Genomic DNA, 15636 nt, shown 5'->3' with positions numbered 1-15636 from the left:
TATTAAACTTAAAATGATGAAAAAAATATTGAAGGAAGTACTGGGTGTAGATGTTGCACAAAATGAGTTGGTAGTTACCGCCGGCAGGATGTTGGATGATCTGAGTATTGATCTTTATGCCCACAAGGTTTTCAAAAACAATGAGTCTGGTTTTTTAGCCTTATTGGATTGGACAAAAAAACTTTCATGTGATGAGTTTAAAGTTCGTTTTGTAATGGAAGCTACCGGTGTCTATCATCAAAAATTTGCCTTTTACCTTTATGACCGTGGCCGTGAAGTAACGATTGTTCTACCAAATAAAATAAGTAATTACATTCGGACACTGGAAGACAAAACCATAACAGATAAAAGCTGTTCTGCGGCGATTGCACAGTTTGGGCTGGAAAGAAATCTTGATCAATGGCACAGGCCCAAGAAAGTCTTTCATGTGCTCCAACAACTCACAAGAGAGCGCGATCAGATTGTAAGTGAACGGGTTACGGTAAAGAACCAGATCCATGCGGAAAAGTCTGAAGTGGAGCCGAATGAACGCAGCCTGCAACGGTTATATGAAAGGATTAAACTGTTGAACAGGCAGGAAAAAGAAATAAAAGCTGATCTGAAAATGCTTGTCAACGGTGATGCTAATTTAACCGGAGAAATAAAACGTATCTGTAGTATCACAGGAATTGGGGAACTTACCGCTATCATCGTTTTGGCTGAAACAAATGGGTTCGAGCTGATCAGAAACAAAAAGCAGCTTACAGGCTATGCCGGCTTGAACGTGAAAGAAAAACAATCGGGAACATCAGTAAAAGGAAAGCCGAGAATATCCAAGAAGGGAAACAGGCATCTTAGAAAGGCAATGTATTTACCTGCCCTGGTAGCGGTTAGACATGATAAAAATTTTACAGAAATCTATCTTCGGATAGTTTCAAAACATGGAATTAAAATGAAAGCACTTGTAGCAGTTCAAAGAAAGCTGTTAGAAATGATATTTGTGATTTATAATAGCAAACAGGAATATCAAAAAGAATACTCGGTTTTAAAAGAAAGTAGCGCACTAAACCTAAAGGATCAGCACGCTACACTGGCTAGTTCTTGACCGCCCATGAAACAAAAATAAAATATTTTATTTGCAAATTAACACAGAATCTATCGGATGATGCGGCATCCTTTTAGCGCAGCGGAAAGATATAGTGGAAAGCAGGAAAAAACGTTAAAAACAGTACTGCATCTGCGCTACGAAAGAAAAATATCGCCAATAAAATTATCTGTTTTACGTTTAAAAATTATGTATAAAAATTTACTTATCTTCTCTGTTCTCCTTTTATTTTGTTTTAACGTTTCTGCTCAAAAGAGGAAATTCGATGTACAGGGCAAAGCCGGTGCACGCGGTATTATGCCGGAGAATACCGTTGAAGGAATGTTGAAAGCCATAGATTTAGGCGTTACTACCCTGGAAATGGATGCCGTAATTTCAAAAGATAAACAAGTGCTGCTTTCGCAAGAACCCTACTTTAATAACGAAATTTCTTTGCAGCCCAATGGTAAACCGATTACTTTAAAAGAGCAAAAGAATTATAACATCTATAAAATGAATTATGAGGAGATCAAAAAGTTTGATGTAGGCAGCAAAGTTCACAGCCGTTTTCCCGGACAGATGAAGTTTAAAGCTTATAAGCCTTTACTCTCTGAAACTATAGATGCGGTTGAGGCTTATGTTAAAGAACATAAACTTGCCAAACCTGTTTACAGCATTGAAACAAAAACGATTAAAAATGGCGACAACGAATTTCACCCAGAACCTGCGGAATTTGTAGAACTGATTATGGACGTCATTCATTCGAAAAAAATTGCTAAAAGGGTGATTATAGAATCCTTTGATATGCGTACACTACAGTATTTGCATGAGAAATATCCAAAAATACAGACCTCTTTATTGATTGATGAAAAAGAGCCTTTTGAAGATTATATCGAAAAATTGGGTTTTAAACCAACTATCTATAGCCCTTATTCCGTTTTGGTTGGTAAGGGTTTGGTAGATCGCTGCCATGACATGGGCATTAAAATTATCCCCTGGACAGTAAATACAGTAAAGGAGGTAAAATACTTCAAAAGTTTAGGCGTTGATGGTATTATTACCGATTTTCCGAACATTATGAGACAATTAGATAAATAGCTTCTGTCGGTAAAGTTAGGCTTAACGTTTCTACGTATTAAGAATAAGATGGAGTTTCGAATTTAATTGAAAAACGGATCAAAAAGTCTTGTTTACTCTATGATTTGTGAAACACAGTTTACGTTCGCTTTAAGGGGTATATCAATAGGAAGCGATTTCTATTGCGCTATTAGGTATTTTAAATTGTTTGGAAACAAGTGTTAGCATCTTAAATACCATTTGGCGGGTTGGTGCGATACCAAACAATAGATAAAAACAAAAAAAGCGCTGATTTTCAGCGCTTTTTTTATTCCTTTACAAATGCCTAGTGATGCGATTCAGGAGCTTCAGTGTGGTGTGCTTCAGTTTTTTCGTGTGAAGAAGTTTCTTCACCGTGGTGAAAAATCGGTCTTGTGAAAGCCACAAGCAGGATTAAAACAAGAATCCAAACAGTTAGTGGCAATGCCCAAATGCCTTTTGTTTGCTGAACTGGTGCGTGTGAATCGTGAGCTGACATATCGAATATTTTTGATTTAAAATTTATGCTTTGTAATTGTGTGGTAAAGATAGTAACAAAATTAAAATAACAAGGGTAATTTGGCGAATAGTATTTTAAGATCAGCCTCTTCGTAAAAAAGGATAAGAGATGCCGCCTTTATTCCTGTAAGTCGTAAATCATCCGCTTCGTGCTATTTAATTTGCTTCTAATACGGGTTTGGTGTTCCTGTAAAACACTTTGCTCCGCCTGAACAGCATTAAGCAGTTCTGCTTTTTTAAAGTAATTTGCGGCTTCAGCAAAATTTTGTTGTTGCTCAGCATATAGGCCTAAACATTCGTAAATGTGCGATTCGCAAACACCAGGGACCAGTAAAGCCTTTTCTGCAACTTGTTTTACCAATTTGTGCATTTTGAGTGTAATCACAAGCTTCAGATAGGGTTTGTACACCTCCTGGAAATCAGGATCAAGTTCGATGCAACGTTTGTAATAATAGCCTGCGGTTTTGTAATCTTTAAAATGAATCTGGAAAATGTTGCCCAACTGAAAATAAGCCCTGGCATAATCAGGGTCGAAAACAATGATTTCGTTAAAATATTGGAGCGCCTTAGGTGATTCACCCCAGTTCAATTCTTCAATAGCCTGTAGATATTTTTCTTCTACAGTAGTATAAATGTCCATAATGGATATAATTGCTTTTGATAAGCAGTATGTTGCTTAGCAAATGGATAATAAATGATTTTTAGATTTGGATTTTATTGTGTTAAACAGTAAAACCGAGCTAAGGATTGGGAAGGAAACTTAAGTCCATACCCAAACCCTTTAGGCCACAAGACGGGCTAAGGTTCATTTTTTGGATATGTAGTTGACGTAGCATTTTTGAGAATTTGTTGCAAAGATATTTATTTTCAGTGAATTGCAAATTATTTTCATGAACGCTCTGAAAATTTCTGATTATTGTGCATTCCACGACCACTTAATAATCAGCGAAATTAAATTAGCTTCAATAGATATTCACAATCGGGATTACAAATCCCGACTAGCTAGGTTACAAAGCCTGGGTAATTACTATAGTAAATCTTTGATGATTTTTTCAATTGATAAGCCTTCGGCTTCGGCGCGGTAATTACGCACAATGCGGTGACGTAAAATAGGTTCGGCAACCGCTTTTACGTCCTCAATATCGGGTGAGTATTTTCCGGTTACTGCTGCGTGGCATTTGGCTCCCAGCACTAAAAACTGCGAAGCACGCGGACCTGCACCCCAGCTAATGTATTTATTTACTGCATCAGTAGCAAATTCTGTATTCGGACGGGTTTTCGCTACAAGTTTAACGGCGTATTCCAATACATTATCAGTTACAGGAATCTCACGGATCAGTTTCTGGAAATATTGAATGTCATCTGCATGAATGATTTTCTGCAGCTGGGTGGTTTTATTACTGGTGGTGTTTTTTACGATATTCAATTCGTCTGCAAAAGCAGGATAGTTTAACTGAATATTGAACATGAAACGGTCTAATTGTGCTTCAGGGAGGGGATATGTTCCTTCCTGTTCAATCGGGTTTTGCGTAGCCAGCACAAAGAAAGGCTTAGGCAGGACATGCGTTTGTCCCGCTGCAGTTACCGATTTCTCTTGCATGGCCTCTAAAAGTGCTGCCTGTGTTTTTGGAGGGGTACGGTTAATTTCGTCAGCAAGGATAATATTGGAAAAAACAGGCCCTTTTATAAATTTAAAGTGCCTGTCTTCCCCTAAAATTTCTGCACCGATAATGTCGCTTGGCATCAAATCTGGTGTAAACTGGATCCTGTTGAAATCCAGATCGAGAACGGACGCTACGGTTTGTACAAGTAAAGTTTTAGCCAATCCGGGTACGCCAACCAACAGACAATGTCCGTTGCTAAAAATGGCGATCAAAACAGATTTTATGATGTCATCCTGTCCAACTACGACTTTGCTTATTTCAGCTTTAATGTTGTTGAAAGATTGATGAAGTGCATCAACAGCTTCTACTTCGTTTTTATACTGCATTGGTGTTATTTTGCGGCTGTGGCGGTTTTAGTCCAGATTTTTAATTCATCACAGGTATTAAATTCGTCGTCGATTTTAATGTATGTACTTTCACGACGTTTCTGAAACCATTCGCTTAAAGTACGATTAATTTTATCACTTTGTGCAGCATCTCTGATTTTTGGGAAATCTTGCGCTAAGTTGGCCTTGTGAGGTGGAATTTTAGATTTCAGATAAAGAATACGGTAGCCTTGTTTCCCGTCAGCGGCAGTAAATAAGTCGGGTTTAGAAATACCGCCTACCTTCATCGTGTCGATTACCAGAAACACCGAAGGATCCAATTTATCAACCGGAATAAAGGTGCTTCTTGCCTGTACATCTTCAGCATTCATCATCATACCTCCATTGTATTTAGTTTCCTTATTATCCGAATAAAGGTTTGCTGCAGCTGCAAAACTTAATTTTTTGCCCATAAGGTTATTATAAATACTGTCTGCATGTAATTTTAAACGTGTTAAACTCTCAGGTGTAGTTTTAGGCATAATTAAAATATGTCTAACATGCACCTGCTCACCCCTACGCTCCAAAACCTGTAAAAAGTGGAAGCCATATTCAGTTTCGAACACTGGCGAAATTTCTCCGGCTTTTAGTTTAAATGCCCAGGCCGTAAATTCTTTAACCATCGTGTTTCTATCGATAAACCCATAATCACCACCATCAGAAGCTGAGCCCGGATCTTCAGAGTAGGTTTTGGCTAAAACACCCATATCCTCACCACTTTTAACCCTTAAACGGAGTGCTTCAATCTTATCGCGGAATTTTTGTTTCTCTGCCCTGGTTAATTTCGGATTTAAAATGATTTCACCAACTTCAACTTCTGTATTGAATTCTGGAACACTATCACCCAATGATTTGAAGTATTTTTCCACTTCCATTGGCGTAACGTTAATGTTCTCTGTGATTTTTTGTTGCATTTTATGCGCAATCAATTCATCCTTTATTGATGGTCTGATTTCATCTTTATACTGTAATACCGATTTGTTTAAGAACTGCTCTAAACGCTCCTGCCCACCGGCACGTTGCATGCTATAACGCATACGTTTGTTTACTTCTTCATCTACAGCACCGTCTTCAACCATTACCGAATCGATTTCAGCCTGTTGCTTCAGTAATTTTTGAGTAAGCGTTTGCTGCAATATTTTGCATTTAATATCATTGTTTGGTTGGTTTCCCTGATAAAGATATTGGGTGTATTGCTGGTTTAAGTCAGATAGCAGGATAATATTGTTCCCTACAACAGCAGCAACCTTATCTACCGTGTGTTTTTGAGCAAAACTGTTTAAAAACAGGCATATTAAAGCGGTTGCTACTAAAAAAACTTTCTTCATTCTATTTATTATATTTTCAAATTTAATACTTATCGTCAAAAAAAATCAGAGGGTTTATAACTTGGCAAGTTTCTTCAACTCATTTTCATTAATCTTGATCTGATATTTTTGTTTCAGGCCTTTTAGCCATTTTTCTTCCAGACTTTGTTGATAATCGGCAATTACTTCGCCCCTTACTTCGCCTAAAGGTTTATTATAATTTTTTTGGTTTTTAGCATAAAATTCATTTACACCCTGCACATCTTCCTGTACCTTGTTCCAGATTTTTTGTTCCGAAACATTGAACATCAAAACACCTTCACGGTATTCATTCAGCAAGAAATCATGATCTTTGTTGCTAACTCCTGCCTTTTTGTGTGTAGCCAGAGCATCCTCATAGGTTTTAATTTCTTCCTGGTAATCTGCGCTTTTGTCTAATCCCATCTCACGTGCATCTAAAACCTTCAGCTTAAAATTTATGTACAAGTTTAAATAGGCTTGTAAGGTATCATACGGCGCACTAACAATTCCGTTATGGCTTTTTCTGTATGCCCACATAAATTCTTTAGCACTTATGGATTTTCCGTTTACCACAGCAACGTTTTGCGCAAACGAAGTGCTATACATCAAGCAGAAAAAAAATAAGGAGTAAGCTTTCTTCACACAGAGCACTCTATAAATTTTAAGGGATAAAAGTAACAATTAGCGGCGCTATTATAAGATATTTAACTAATTTTAACAGAAATTATTATCCGACAAAAATACGAATGGAAAACCAGGTTACCAACAATGCGAATGCTTTACGTTTATTTTTTACTGAAGAGGTTTTTTTGGTAAAAGATGAAAGCGTACAAATTCCGCCCTTACGTAATGCTGAGCCTGTTTCTGCTATCGAAAATGTTTCCGTTAAACCTGCGGAAGTGCTTGTTGTAAAGTCAGAAATAGCGCAGATTCCGGAGATTAATCCTACAAATCCCCCTAAAGTTTATCCGCAAACTCCTGAAATTCCTAATCAGGTAGCAGAATCTGCACCTGAAAAAACCTTTAAATTTTTAGGCGGGAATAAAAAATCAGTCCTCATTTTAGTGAATGATAGTGAGCATGAGGTAAGTACCGAGCAGGGCAGGGAACTGTTGCGTAAAATTGTTAAAGCTGTAAATTTAGGTACGTCAGATTTTGCACTCCTAAATTACTCAAATTATAAAGGAACGGATTTTGTAGAATTGCACCGGTTTTTCAAACCTGCCACTATGTTATCTTTCGGAGTGGAGTTTGCCGACCTGAGGTTGAACTTTACCTGGCAGAATGAAATCATTGTTCATGAAACCACCAGAATTATCTATGCGCCACATCTCCATCATCTTGATAGGGATTTAAATGCTAAAAAAACGCTTTGGGGGCACCTTCAGAAAATTAAATAGTTTATATAGTATCAAGTAATTAGTAACAAGTAATTAGTATAAAGTATGAAGATGTGACATCTTACCTTTATATAGAAACCTTAACCTTTCCATATTCCAATTTTTTACCATCCAACTTTTACCAATGAAAAAACTTGTATTTGCCACCAATAACCAACATAAAACCGAAGAAATACGTGCAGCGCTTGAAGGTAAATATGAAGTGTTGAATCTGGAAGACATTGGTTGTTTGGTTGATATCCCTGAGACTGCCGATACTTTTGAGGGCAATGCAACTTTGAAAAGCAGTTATGTTGTTGAACATTTTAATCTGGACTGTTTTGCTGATGATAGCGGTTTAGAAGTTGAAGCCTTAAATAACGAACCAGGTGTTTATTCCGCCCGATATTCCGGTAGCAGGGATAGCCTGGATAATATTAATATGGTTTTGGAAAAACTTGAGGGAAATCCCAACAGAAAAGCGAGGTTTAAAACGGTGATCTCTTTAATGCAGGATGGTAGAAACCATATTTTTGAAGGGGTAATAAATGGGACAATCAGAACGGCTTTATCAGGTTCAAAGGGTTTTGGTTATGATCCGATTTTTCAGCCTGACGGTTATGAGATTACTTTTGCTGAAATGGATATGGCACAAAAGAATAAAATTAGTCACAGGGCTATTGCGCTAAAAAAGATGTTGGATTTTTTGAAGGGAATTTGAATTATCGTCATGCTGAATTTATTTCAGCATCTTACAGACCACGTAGACCCTGAAATAAATTCAGGGTGACGACTACAAGAATAAGACTACATTTTACCAACTGACTTTTTCACCTGAACCGAGTCTTTTTTCGGTAATATCGGTTTAATGCCAAAGTTGGTCGTATCTGCTGGTTTACTTTGAGGCAATTTTTGATCAACCTTTAGGCTATCTTTCACCAGCTTAGTTTTGGAGTTAACAGCAGGTACCTTTGTTGATGGTTTGTTTGCAGAGGTTGCTAATGGTTTTGCACCTTTTACAGTTTTACCCAAGACTGTTTTAGCCTTCGCTTTGGTCTTAGGTTTCCCGGCTGAGCCAATCGCATCTTTTTTTGATTTCGGACGTTCGGTAGGTTTCCAGGAAAAGCCTTTTAAAACATGGTCTTTTGCAATGGTATTTTCGGGATTCAAGGCCCCTTCTATTCCTTTGATATAAACAATTTCCTCAATGGCATTTTCCTTATCCTTAAAGATGAACTTTATCCTGCTGCTCAGGGTTTGGTTCATTTCTTTATACACCTTTGTGCTGTCATCCTGGGTATAATAAATACTTTCGGCATTGCCATCCACATATAAGGTCTTGAATTTTCCATTGGTAAAGAACCCCGTCATCAATCTGCCTTTGATCTGGTTAAACCTCAACGAATCTTTTGGCGTATTCACCAGAAATGCATTCCTAAAAGCCTGTAAATTATTTAACTTTTTATTCTTGAACTGAACAAATATAGTGTCGCCAACCTGTTGCGAACCTTCCGACCAGATGATCGGATTGTTGTAGCAACGTAAAGTAGAATCGGCACTGGTGTAAAACAAGCTGTCGGTTTTGGCCTGGATATTTGTTTTAAAGATTTTTACCCCGTGATAGGCCTTAATAATACGCGTTTGAACGGTGTCAGCTGGATTAAATTTGGCCGTATCGGTTTTTAATGTTCCGGCTTTTAAATTTCCGAGGGCTTTCGTTAAGCTATCTTTAGCGCCGGGTTTTATAACCTTTTTTTGTAAACTATCGATTTTGCTTATCGATGGATTCTTTATAGCCAGGTTAGTTTTGCCAGCAAGTTTTTTAAGACTATCACTTTTTAACTTAGGCAGGTTTTTACTAATTGAATCAGCTTTTTCTTTTGAAATATTGTTTTTTTGCAAACTGTCCAAATTAACTTTTGGCAGTCCTTTACCAATTGAGTCTGTTTTAGATTTTAGGCTATCAATATTTTTATCTTTCAGATTAAGTTGGTCTTCAGTTTCGGTGTCGCCTTTATTCTGCTTCTTCTTTTCGGTTTTGCTATTCTTGGTATTGCGCTTATTCCTATCTTCTTTTTGGCTTAATTCGGCTTCAGGTTTGTATTTTGGCTCTCCTTTTTCTTTCTTTCCACCATCTTCATCGTCTTCCCCAACCTGGTTATCTGCTTTTATGGAGATTTTTGGAACTAGTTTTAAGGTTTTTTGCAATACCATTTGTGTCTCAAGTGTATCTGCACCCATCCATAGACTGTCAGGTCTTTTTTTATTCTTCACCATTACCGAATCTTCGGTGCCTATACCCAGGTAAGCATTTCGGGTAACCAAGGTCCGCTGATCCAGCTTATAATAGTAACCTAAATCACCAAACATTTTCATTTTATCTTTCGTATCAGAAAAAACAATGTTTTTAACTGCTTTACCAATTCCCTGTTTACCATAATAATATAAACTATCGCCTTTTAAAGATCGTGTACCCTGTGTGTAGAGATTTTTCTTTCCAAAAAAAGCATCTTCTGTTAAAGTATTGTATTGGCCATTTTCAGTATACAGGTTGTCATCTTTGCCCTTGATATTGGTCGGTCCGTAAAAATAGGTCCACTTATCCTGGGTGTTGTAACTCATCGTATCGGATTTGATGGTTGATTGTGGCGTAACCACTACCACATCATACTTGAAATAGGCAACATTTCTCTGGCTAAAATAATAACCGTTTTTACTGGTTAGGGTTACATCCTTATTTACAATTTTGCCACCACTGGTATAGGTTCCGATTTTGGTGAGTGTATTGTAATCAAGTATATTAGTGGTTAAAACCGAAGTAGGATCAACCATTTTTACGTTTCCTGTTAAATGTGCCTGTTTTTTATTTCCATCATATTCAAGTTGATCGGAATAGATATCGGTAGTAAGCTGGTTAATGTGTACATTCTTATATGCCTCGAAATAATTGCGTTCACTGTAAAATACCGCACTATCACAGGCCAGGGTAGCATTGTCCTGTTGGAAAACAGGGAAATTAAGATAAGTTGCTTTCTTTTTTATATCGCCAGAGATATGTTGATAAGAAACAATTTTAATTTTCGAAGCAGGTTGCTGGCCGAATAAAAATGCCGGACTGATTAAAAGGAATAAAAAGACAAATAGTTTTTGCACACTACAAAGTTAGTTTTTTGTTCCGAACGTTCGGAATACCAGTTAAAATTAAATATTTTTGGTGGATGTTACCCCTCAGTCAATTTCAGGATTTTATTGAACAGCAAAAATTATTTGTTCAGGGTAATCGCATTCTTTTGGCGGTAAGCGGGGGGAAGGACTCCGTTTTAATGTTGCATTTATTTAAGGCAATAGGCGTTGATATTGGTGTGGCACATTGTAACTTTAATTTGCGTGCCGATGAAGCGCAACGCGATGAAAGTTTCGTTGCATTATTGGCCAAAAATTTTGAGTTACCATTCTATGTAACGCATTTTGATACCAAAAAATATGCAGCCGAAAATAAAATTTCTACCCAGATGGCGGCGCGCGAATTACGCTACAATTGGTTTGAAGAAATCAGGTGTACAGCTGGGTATGATTACATAGCACTGGCACAACATCAGAATGATGCATTAGAAACCCTGCTCATTAACCTTACCCGTGGCACGGGCATAAGCGGACTGCATGGTATTTTACCTAAACGAGATTTGCTGATCAGGCCTTTACTTTTTTTAAACCGCCAGCAGATTGATGAAATAGTAAGGGTTAATAACATAGATTTTGTAGAAGATAGTTCAAACGCGAGTACAAAATACACCAGGAATAAAATCAGGCTAGAGGTGGTGCCGCATCTGCAGGCGATTAACCCTAATCTCGAAAAAACATTTGTTGAAAATATTGAGCGTTTCGCTGAGCTGGAGACTTTTTTAACGATTCAGGTACAGAAACTTGCTCATGAGATCCTGGATAAAAGGAATGATGGTATTTATATTTCCTTAGCTGAAATTTTCAGATTAAATCCACAAAAACTACTGCTCTATGAATTACTTAAGCCATTCAATTTTAGTGAAAACGTGGTGCATGAAATTATAGCTGGTTTAAAGGCATTAAGCGGCACGCATTTTTTTAGCACTACACACCAGGCCATTATCAACAGAAACGATCTGGTTATTGTTGAAAAGAGTGTATCGGTTACGGCTAATCAATTTATCCATCCCACAACAGAAAATATTGCATTTGGCAATGTAGAAATTTCATTGGTGTTTACCATGGAAGTAAAATTTGAAGTGAATCTGAACAAAGCTTTTATAAATGCAGATAAATTGATTTTTCCCTTGGTATTGCGGAACTGGCAAAATGGAGATAAATTTATTCCATTGGGTATGCGGAACCCTAAAAAGGTAAGTGATTACTTTATTGATGAGAAAGTGCCTTTACATTTGAAGAAGGTTACACCGATTTTGGTTAACGGGAATGGTGAAATTATCTGGATTGCCGGCATGCGGCAGGATAACCGATACAAATTAACTACAGCAACAAAAAAAGTTGCTATATTCGAACTCAAAATTAAATAAGTGGAAAGTAAATACGCCTATATCGAAAAACAATACATTGGCCGTGATTATGTCCGTATTTTCATCAGGTTGATTATGGCTGCGTTCTGTTTTGCTGCTTATGTTTATGAACGTGATCGCGACAATACGCAGGATCTTTTCCTGGTTGTAGGCTTCGGCATCATAGGTGTTTCTATGCTTTTACTTTTCCTGATCCAGTACAAAATCGTGGTAGACAATGGAAGCATCATCTTAGACGGCCTGTGGACGACCAAACGCGTTAAGATTGATCTTAATAGTATTGTTGATGTACGTAAGGCTACCTATAGTCGTTATTTTTTCAATAACCCGGTTTACAACCTGCACACCAAAGGAACGATCCGTTTTTATTCATCTGGTAAGGATGCTGTGGTGCTAACCGATCGGGATGGTTTAGAGTATTTTATTGGTACGCAACGTCCAAATGAACTTTTCCTTGTAATTAAAGAGGAAATGAGAAATCTGAAATAGTTTTCTTGATAAGCCGGATCTGAGATCGGAAAAATGTGAGTTGTAAAGGCAATCTGGAAGCTGCAAATGTTTTGGAAAGCAGTTGCAGTAGATTATGGGGCAATCCTGTCCCGCTATCTCTGCTGCTGCCGTTAAAAAAACGGCGAGCATTCGTTCTATCGGGTTTAGGTTTGTCGGGTTTATGCTACTATGTCTGTTTTCTCTGCTACCGCCTTAAGTTTTTAGCCCTGATTGTAGCGACAGCCCCGAGGTACGAGGGCTATAGCGTAAAGCAGGAACTAGCTTTGATAGGTCCGAAAAGCCCTGCGCTCCAAAATAAAGACATGAGACATTACAAACGATAGATAATCATCCTGCAATTTACATTAACGTCGCTATTACCACTCCCGAAAAACATAAACAAAGAAAGGTTGCCATTTTTATTGCAATAAACCGACACGCATTATAGATTAAAATCGGCTACATTTGCGGTAACAACAATACATTTACAATGAAGATAGGAATTGTTTGCTATCCCACTTTTGGTGGTAGTGGAGTAGTTGCAACAGAACTAGGTAAAGCGCTGGCTAACGAAGGGCACCAGGTTCACTTTATTACTTATAGTCAGCCTGCCAGGCTCGATTTCTTTTCTTCCAATCTTTTTTATCACGAGGTATCGGTAAGAGACTACCCGCTTTTCGATTATGCCCCGTACGAATCGGCACTGGCCAGTAAACTGGTAGATGTTGTTCGTTTTGAGCAACTAGATGTATTACATGTTCATTATGCCATTCCACACGCTTCTGCTGCTTTTATGGCGAAGCAGATTCTGGCAAGTTATGGCCTTCATATCCCCGTGGTTACTACTTTGCATGGTACCGATATTACGTTAGTGGGTAAAGATCCAACCTACAAACCCGTGGTTACTTTTTCTATTAACCAAAGCGATGGTGTAACTACCGTTTCGGAAGATTTGAAAGAGGATACCTATAACCATTTTGAAATTACAAAAGAAATTAAGGTAATACCCAATTTCATAGATTTCTCACGCTTTAGTTTGCAGGCAAAAGGACACTTTAAAAAAGCAATTGCACCAAATAACGAGCGCATTTTAATCCACACCAGTAATTTCAGAAAAGTGAAACGTACGGCTGATGTAATCAGGATTTTTGAAAAAGTACAGTCCGTTATTCCATCGAAACTATTAATGGTAGGCGACGGGCCTGAACGCGCTTACGATGAACAACTTTGCCGCTCTCTGAATATTTGTGAAAATGTGAGGTTTTTGGGGAAACAAGATGCGGTAGAAGAAATCTTATCCGTTTCCGATCTTTTTTTAATGCCTTCAGAATCTGAAAGCTTTGGTTTGGCTGCATTAGAAGCAATGGCTTGTAAAGTGCCGGCAATTACCACGAATGCCGGTGGTTTGCCTGAACTTAATGTTGATGGGTTTTGTGGTTATATGAGCAATGTTGGTGATGTTGAGGCAATGGCTGCCCATGCCATTGAAATTTTAAAAGACGACGAAACGCTAAACCAATTTAAAGAAAATGCGTTTAAAAGGGCGCAGGATTTCGATTTAAAAAAGATTCTACCGGTTTATGTTAGCTATTATAAAGAAGTAATGGAGAACGCTTTGCAGCCTAAACATTAACTGACTAAATTTTCTTGTATTTTAATTTTTAATCACGGCAAAAGAGGTGTTTATGGATCATATCTGTATTGATCTATATATTTGTGTTTAAAAAACTTTATTGTTGCATAGGGTTCCCTTAGCTGATCATTCGTATCGGTAATATTAACAAATTAAACTTTCTCAAAATCAAATGATTATAAATCGTATCTTTGCAGCTTGAAACGGTTTGGTATTTGGAAATTCCCAAATCATTTCGAGAAAATTAAAAAGAGGTTATCCCAAATGAAGAAAATAGTTGATTACAGAAAGCTTTTAAACGTAGATAAAAATGCTGAATTAAAGGAGCTCAAATCTGTGTACCGTACATTGATGAAAGATTGTCACCCTGATAAATTTCAGCAGGAAGAAGAGAAGTTGGATGCAGAAGCGAGAAGTAAACAGATTATCGAAGCTTATCATTTCCTGGTGAGTATTGCGCCGGAAACGCGTGAACAAAACATTGAAACTTACACACAAACAACTACTTTGTCGAATATTCAGGATTTTGAATACAAACAACAGGTTTTAAATATCCAGTTTTTTGATGGAAGTGTTTATGAATATTTTGACGTGCCAAAAGCAATCTATGTGAAACTGGTGAATGCTGATTCTCCTGGTCGCTTCGCCCGCAGGCATATTTTTAATGAATTTCCCTATCGTAATGTGTCGAGGGTTGCAGAACCGGCATAATACATGATAATATTTATCTCAAAGGCTCCGATGAAAACCGGGGCCTTTTTTATGTCGTTTATGGCAATTGTTCAGTATTTATCATGCTTTAAATGCCTGAAACAAGTTCAGGGACGATTGCTTGTGGAAATCCGTCATACTGAACTTGTTTCAGTATCTATTATGCTATAAAGATCCTGAATTAAATTTACTTATTGGTTATTCAAAATCGAGGTATTCAGACCATTGTAATTCTTTGGCAGCCGTCTGATTGCTGAACTCTAAATGACTCCTCTTCTATCCGTAGAGTTAAGCGCAGCAGCTCTACGGATCTATGAATAGCGCTGAGTTTATAACTCAGCAATCTTAACGATTCACAGACTCATATCCCTTCGGTAATCCGTAGAGCCTTCGGAACGCTATGGATAGATATGAAGTTTAAATATTTGGCAACTAAAAATTAAAATACTCTGACCAGTGCAGTTCTTTAGGTAAATGCTGGTTGCTAAACTCCAGATGAATTACCCTTCTTTTTTTATGGTTACTTGTTCTACTTGAACTATGAAGCAGCAACGGTTTCATAATCATGAGGCTGCCCCTCTTTCCATGATTATGTGTTAAAAAGCAGTCTTTTAAGACCCTGAAACAGGTTCAGGGTGACGATTGCTTGTGGAAATCCGTCATACTGAACTTGTTTCAGTATCTATTATTCTATAAAGATCCTGAATTAAATTCACTTATTGGTTATTCAAAATCGAGGTATTCAGACCATAGTAATTCTTTGGCAGCCGTCTGATTGCTGAACTCTAAATGAATCCTCTTCTATCCGTAGAGTTAAGCGCAGTAGCTATACGGATCTAT

General features: G+C 37.6%; 13 protein-coding genes. 8 read left to right on the top strand and 5 right to left on the bottom strand.

Annotated features, from left to right (window positions below; translation table 11 throughout):
• Window positions 1-13: 13 nt before the first annotated feature.
• Window positions 14-1084, top strand: a complete 1071-nt coding sequence (locus BM107_RS24360; protein ID WP_244278905.1) for an IS110 family RNA-guided transposase — start codon at window positions 14-16, stop codon at window positions 1082-1084.
• A 189-nt stretch (window positions 1085-1273) separates the two neighbouring features.
• Window positions 1274-2161 carry a glycerophosphodiester phosphodiesterase family protein gene (locus BM107_RS24355; RefSeq protein ID WP_090988379.1) on the top strand — a complete coding sequence of 296 codons (888 nt, stop codon included), beginning with the start codon at window positions 1274-1276 and terminating at the stop codon, window positions 2159-2161.
• A 634-nt stretch (window positions 2162-2795) separates the two neighbouring features.
• Here the strand turns inward: BM107_RS24355 and BM107_RS24345 are convergent.
• The 4 genes from BM107_RS24345 to BM107_RS24330 all read right to left on the bottom strand — a co-directional run bounded on the left by BM107_RS24345 (window position 2796) and on the right by BM107_RS24330 (window position 6640).
• Window positions 2796-3317, bottom strand: a complete 522-nt coding sequence (locus BM107_RS24345; protein WP_090988371.1) for a hypothetical protein — start codon at window positions 3315-3317, stop codon at window positions 2796-2798.
• 387 nt (window positions 3318-3704) lie between these two features.
• The gene (locus tag BM107_RS24340; protein WP_090988369.1) at window positions 3705-4667 is read right to left on the bottom strand and encodes an AAA family ATPase; all 963 of its coding nucleotides are present in this window, start codon (window positions 4665-4667) and stop codon (window positions 3705-3707) included.
• 5 nt (window positions 4668-4672) lie between these two features.
• Complete coding sequence (locus BM107_RS24335) at window positions 4673-6034, bottom strand: peptidylprolyl isomerase (protein ID WP_090988367.1); 1362 nt, start codon at window positions 6032-6034, stop codon at window positions 4673-4675.
• Between the two features lie 54 nt (window positions 6035-6088).
• Window positions 6089-6640 (bottom strand): hypothetical protein, encoded by a 552-nt coding sequence (locus tag BM107_RS24330; protein ID WP_244278904.1) that lies wholly within the window; start codon window positions 6638-6640, stop codon window positions 6089-6091.
• A gap of 140 nt (window positions 6641-6780) precedes the next feature.
• Between BM107_RS24330 and BM107_RS24325 the strand changes: the two genes are divergently transcribed.
• Window positions 6781-7434 carry a hypothetical protein gene (locus tag BM107_RS24325; protein ID WP_090988363.1) on the top strand — a complete coding sequence of 218 codons (654 nt, stop codon included), beginning with the start codon at window positions 6781-6783 and terminating at the stop codon, window positions 7432-7434.
• A gap of 124 nt (window positions 7435-7558) precedes the next feature.
• Complete coding sequence (locus tag BM107_RS24320; protein ID WP_090988361.1) at window positions 7559-8134, top strand: non-canonical purine NTP diphosphatase; 576 nt, start codon at window positions 7559-7561, stop codon at window positions 8132-8134.
• Between the two features lie 86 nt (window positions 8135-8220).
• Here the strand turns inward: BM107_RS24320 and BM107_RS24315 are convergent, their stop codons facing one another.
• Window positions 8221-10566, bottom strand: coding sequence for an OstA-like protein (locus BM107_RS24315; RefSeq protein WP_090988359.1), 2346 nt, complete (start codon window positions 10564-10566; stop codon window positions 8221-8223).
• Window positions 10567-10631: 65 nt separating this feature from the next.
• Between BM107_RS24315 and tilS the strand changes: the two genes are divergently transcribed.
• The 4 genes from tilS to BM107_RS24295 all read left to right on the top strand — a co-directional run bounded on the left by tilS (window position 10632) and on the right by BM107_RS24295 (window position 14796).
• Window positions 10632-11963 (top strand): tRNA lysidine(34) synthetase TilS, encoded by a 1332-nt coding sequence (gene tilS / locus BM107_RS24310; protein WP_090988357.1) that lies wholly within the window; start codon window positions 10632-10634, stop codon window positions 11961-11963.
• The gene (locus tag BM107_RS24305) at window positions 11964-12452 is read left to right on the top strand and encodes a hypothetical protein (RefSeq protein WP_090988355.1); all 489 of its coding nucleotides are present in this window, start codon (window positions 11964-11966) and stop codon (window positions 12450-12452) included.
• 490 nt (window positions 12453-12942) lie between these two features.
• Window positions 12943-14085 (top strand): N-acetyl-alpha-D-glucosaminyl L-malate synthase BshA, encoded by a 1143-nt coding sequence (bshA, locus tag BM107_RS24300; protein WP_090988353.1) that lies wholly within the window; start codon window positions 12943-12945, stop codon window positions 14083-14085.
• A gap of 264 nt (window positions 14086-14349) precedes the next feature.
• Complete coding sequence (locus BM107_RS24295) at window positions 14350-14796, top strand: KTSC domain-containing protein (RefSeq protein WP_090988377.1); 447 nt, start codon at window positions 14350-14352, stop codon at window positions 14794-14796.
• Window positions 14797-15636 lie beyond the last annotated feature (840 nt).

Source organism: Pedobacter suwonensis (assembly GCF_900111825.1).
Lineage (GTDB): Bacteria > Bacteroidota > Bacteroidia > Sphingobacteriales > Sphingobacteriaceae > Pedobacter > Pedobacter suwonensis.
This window is presented reverse-complemented; position numbering and strand designations above follow the sequence as displayed.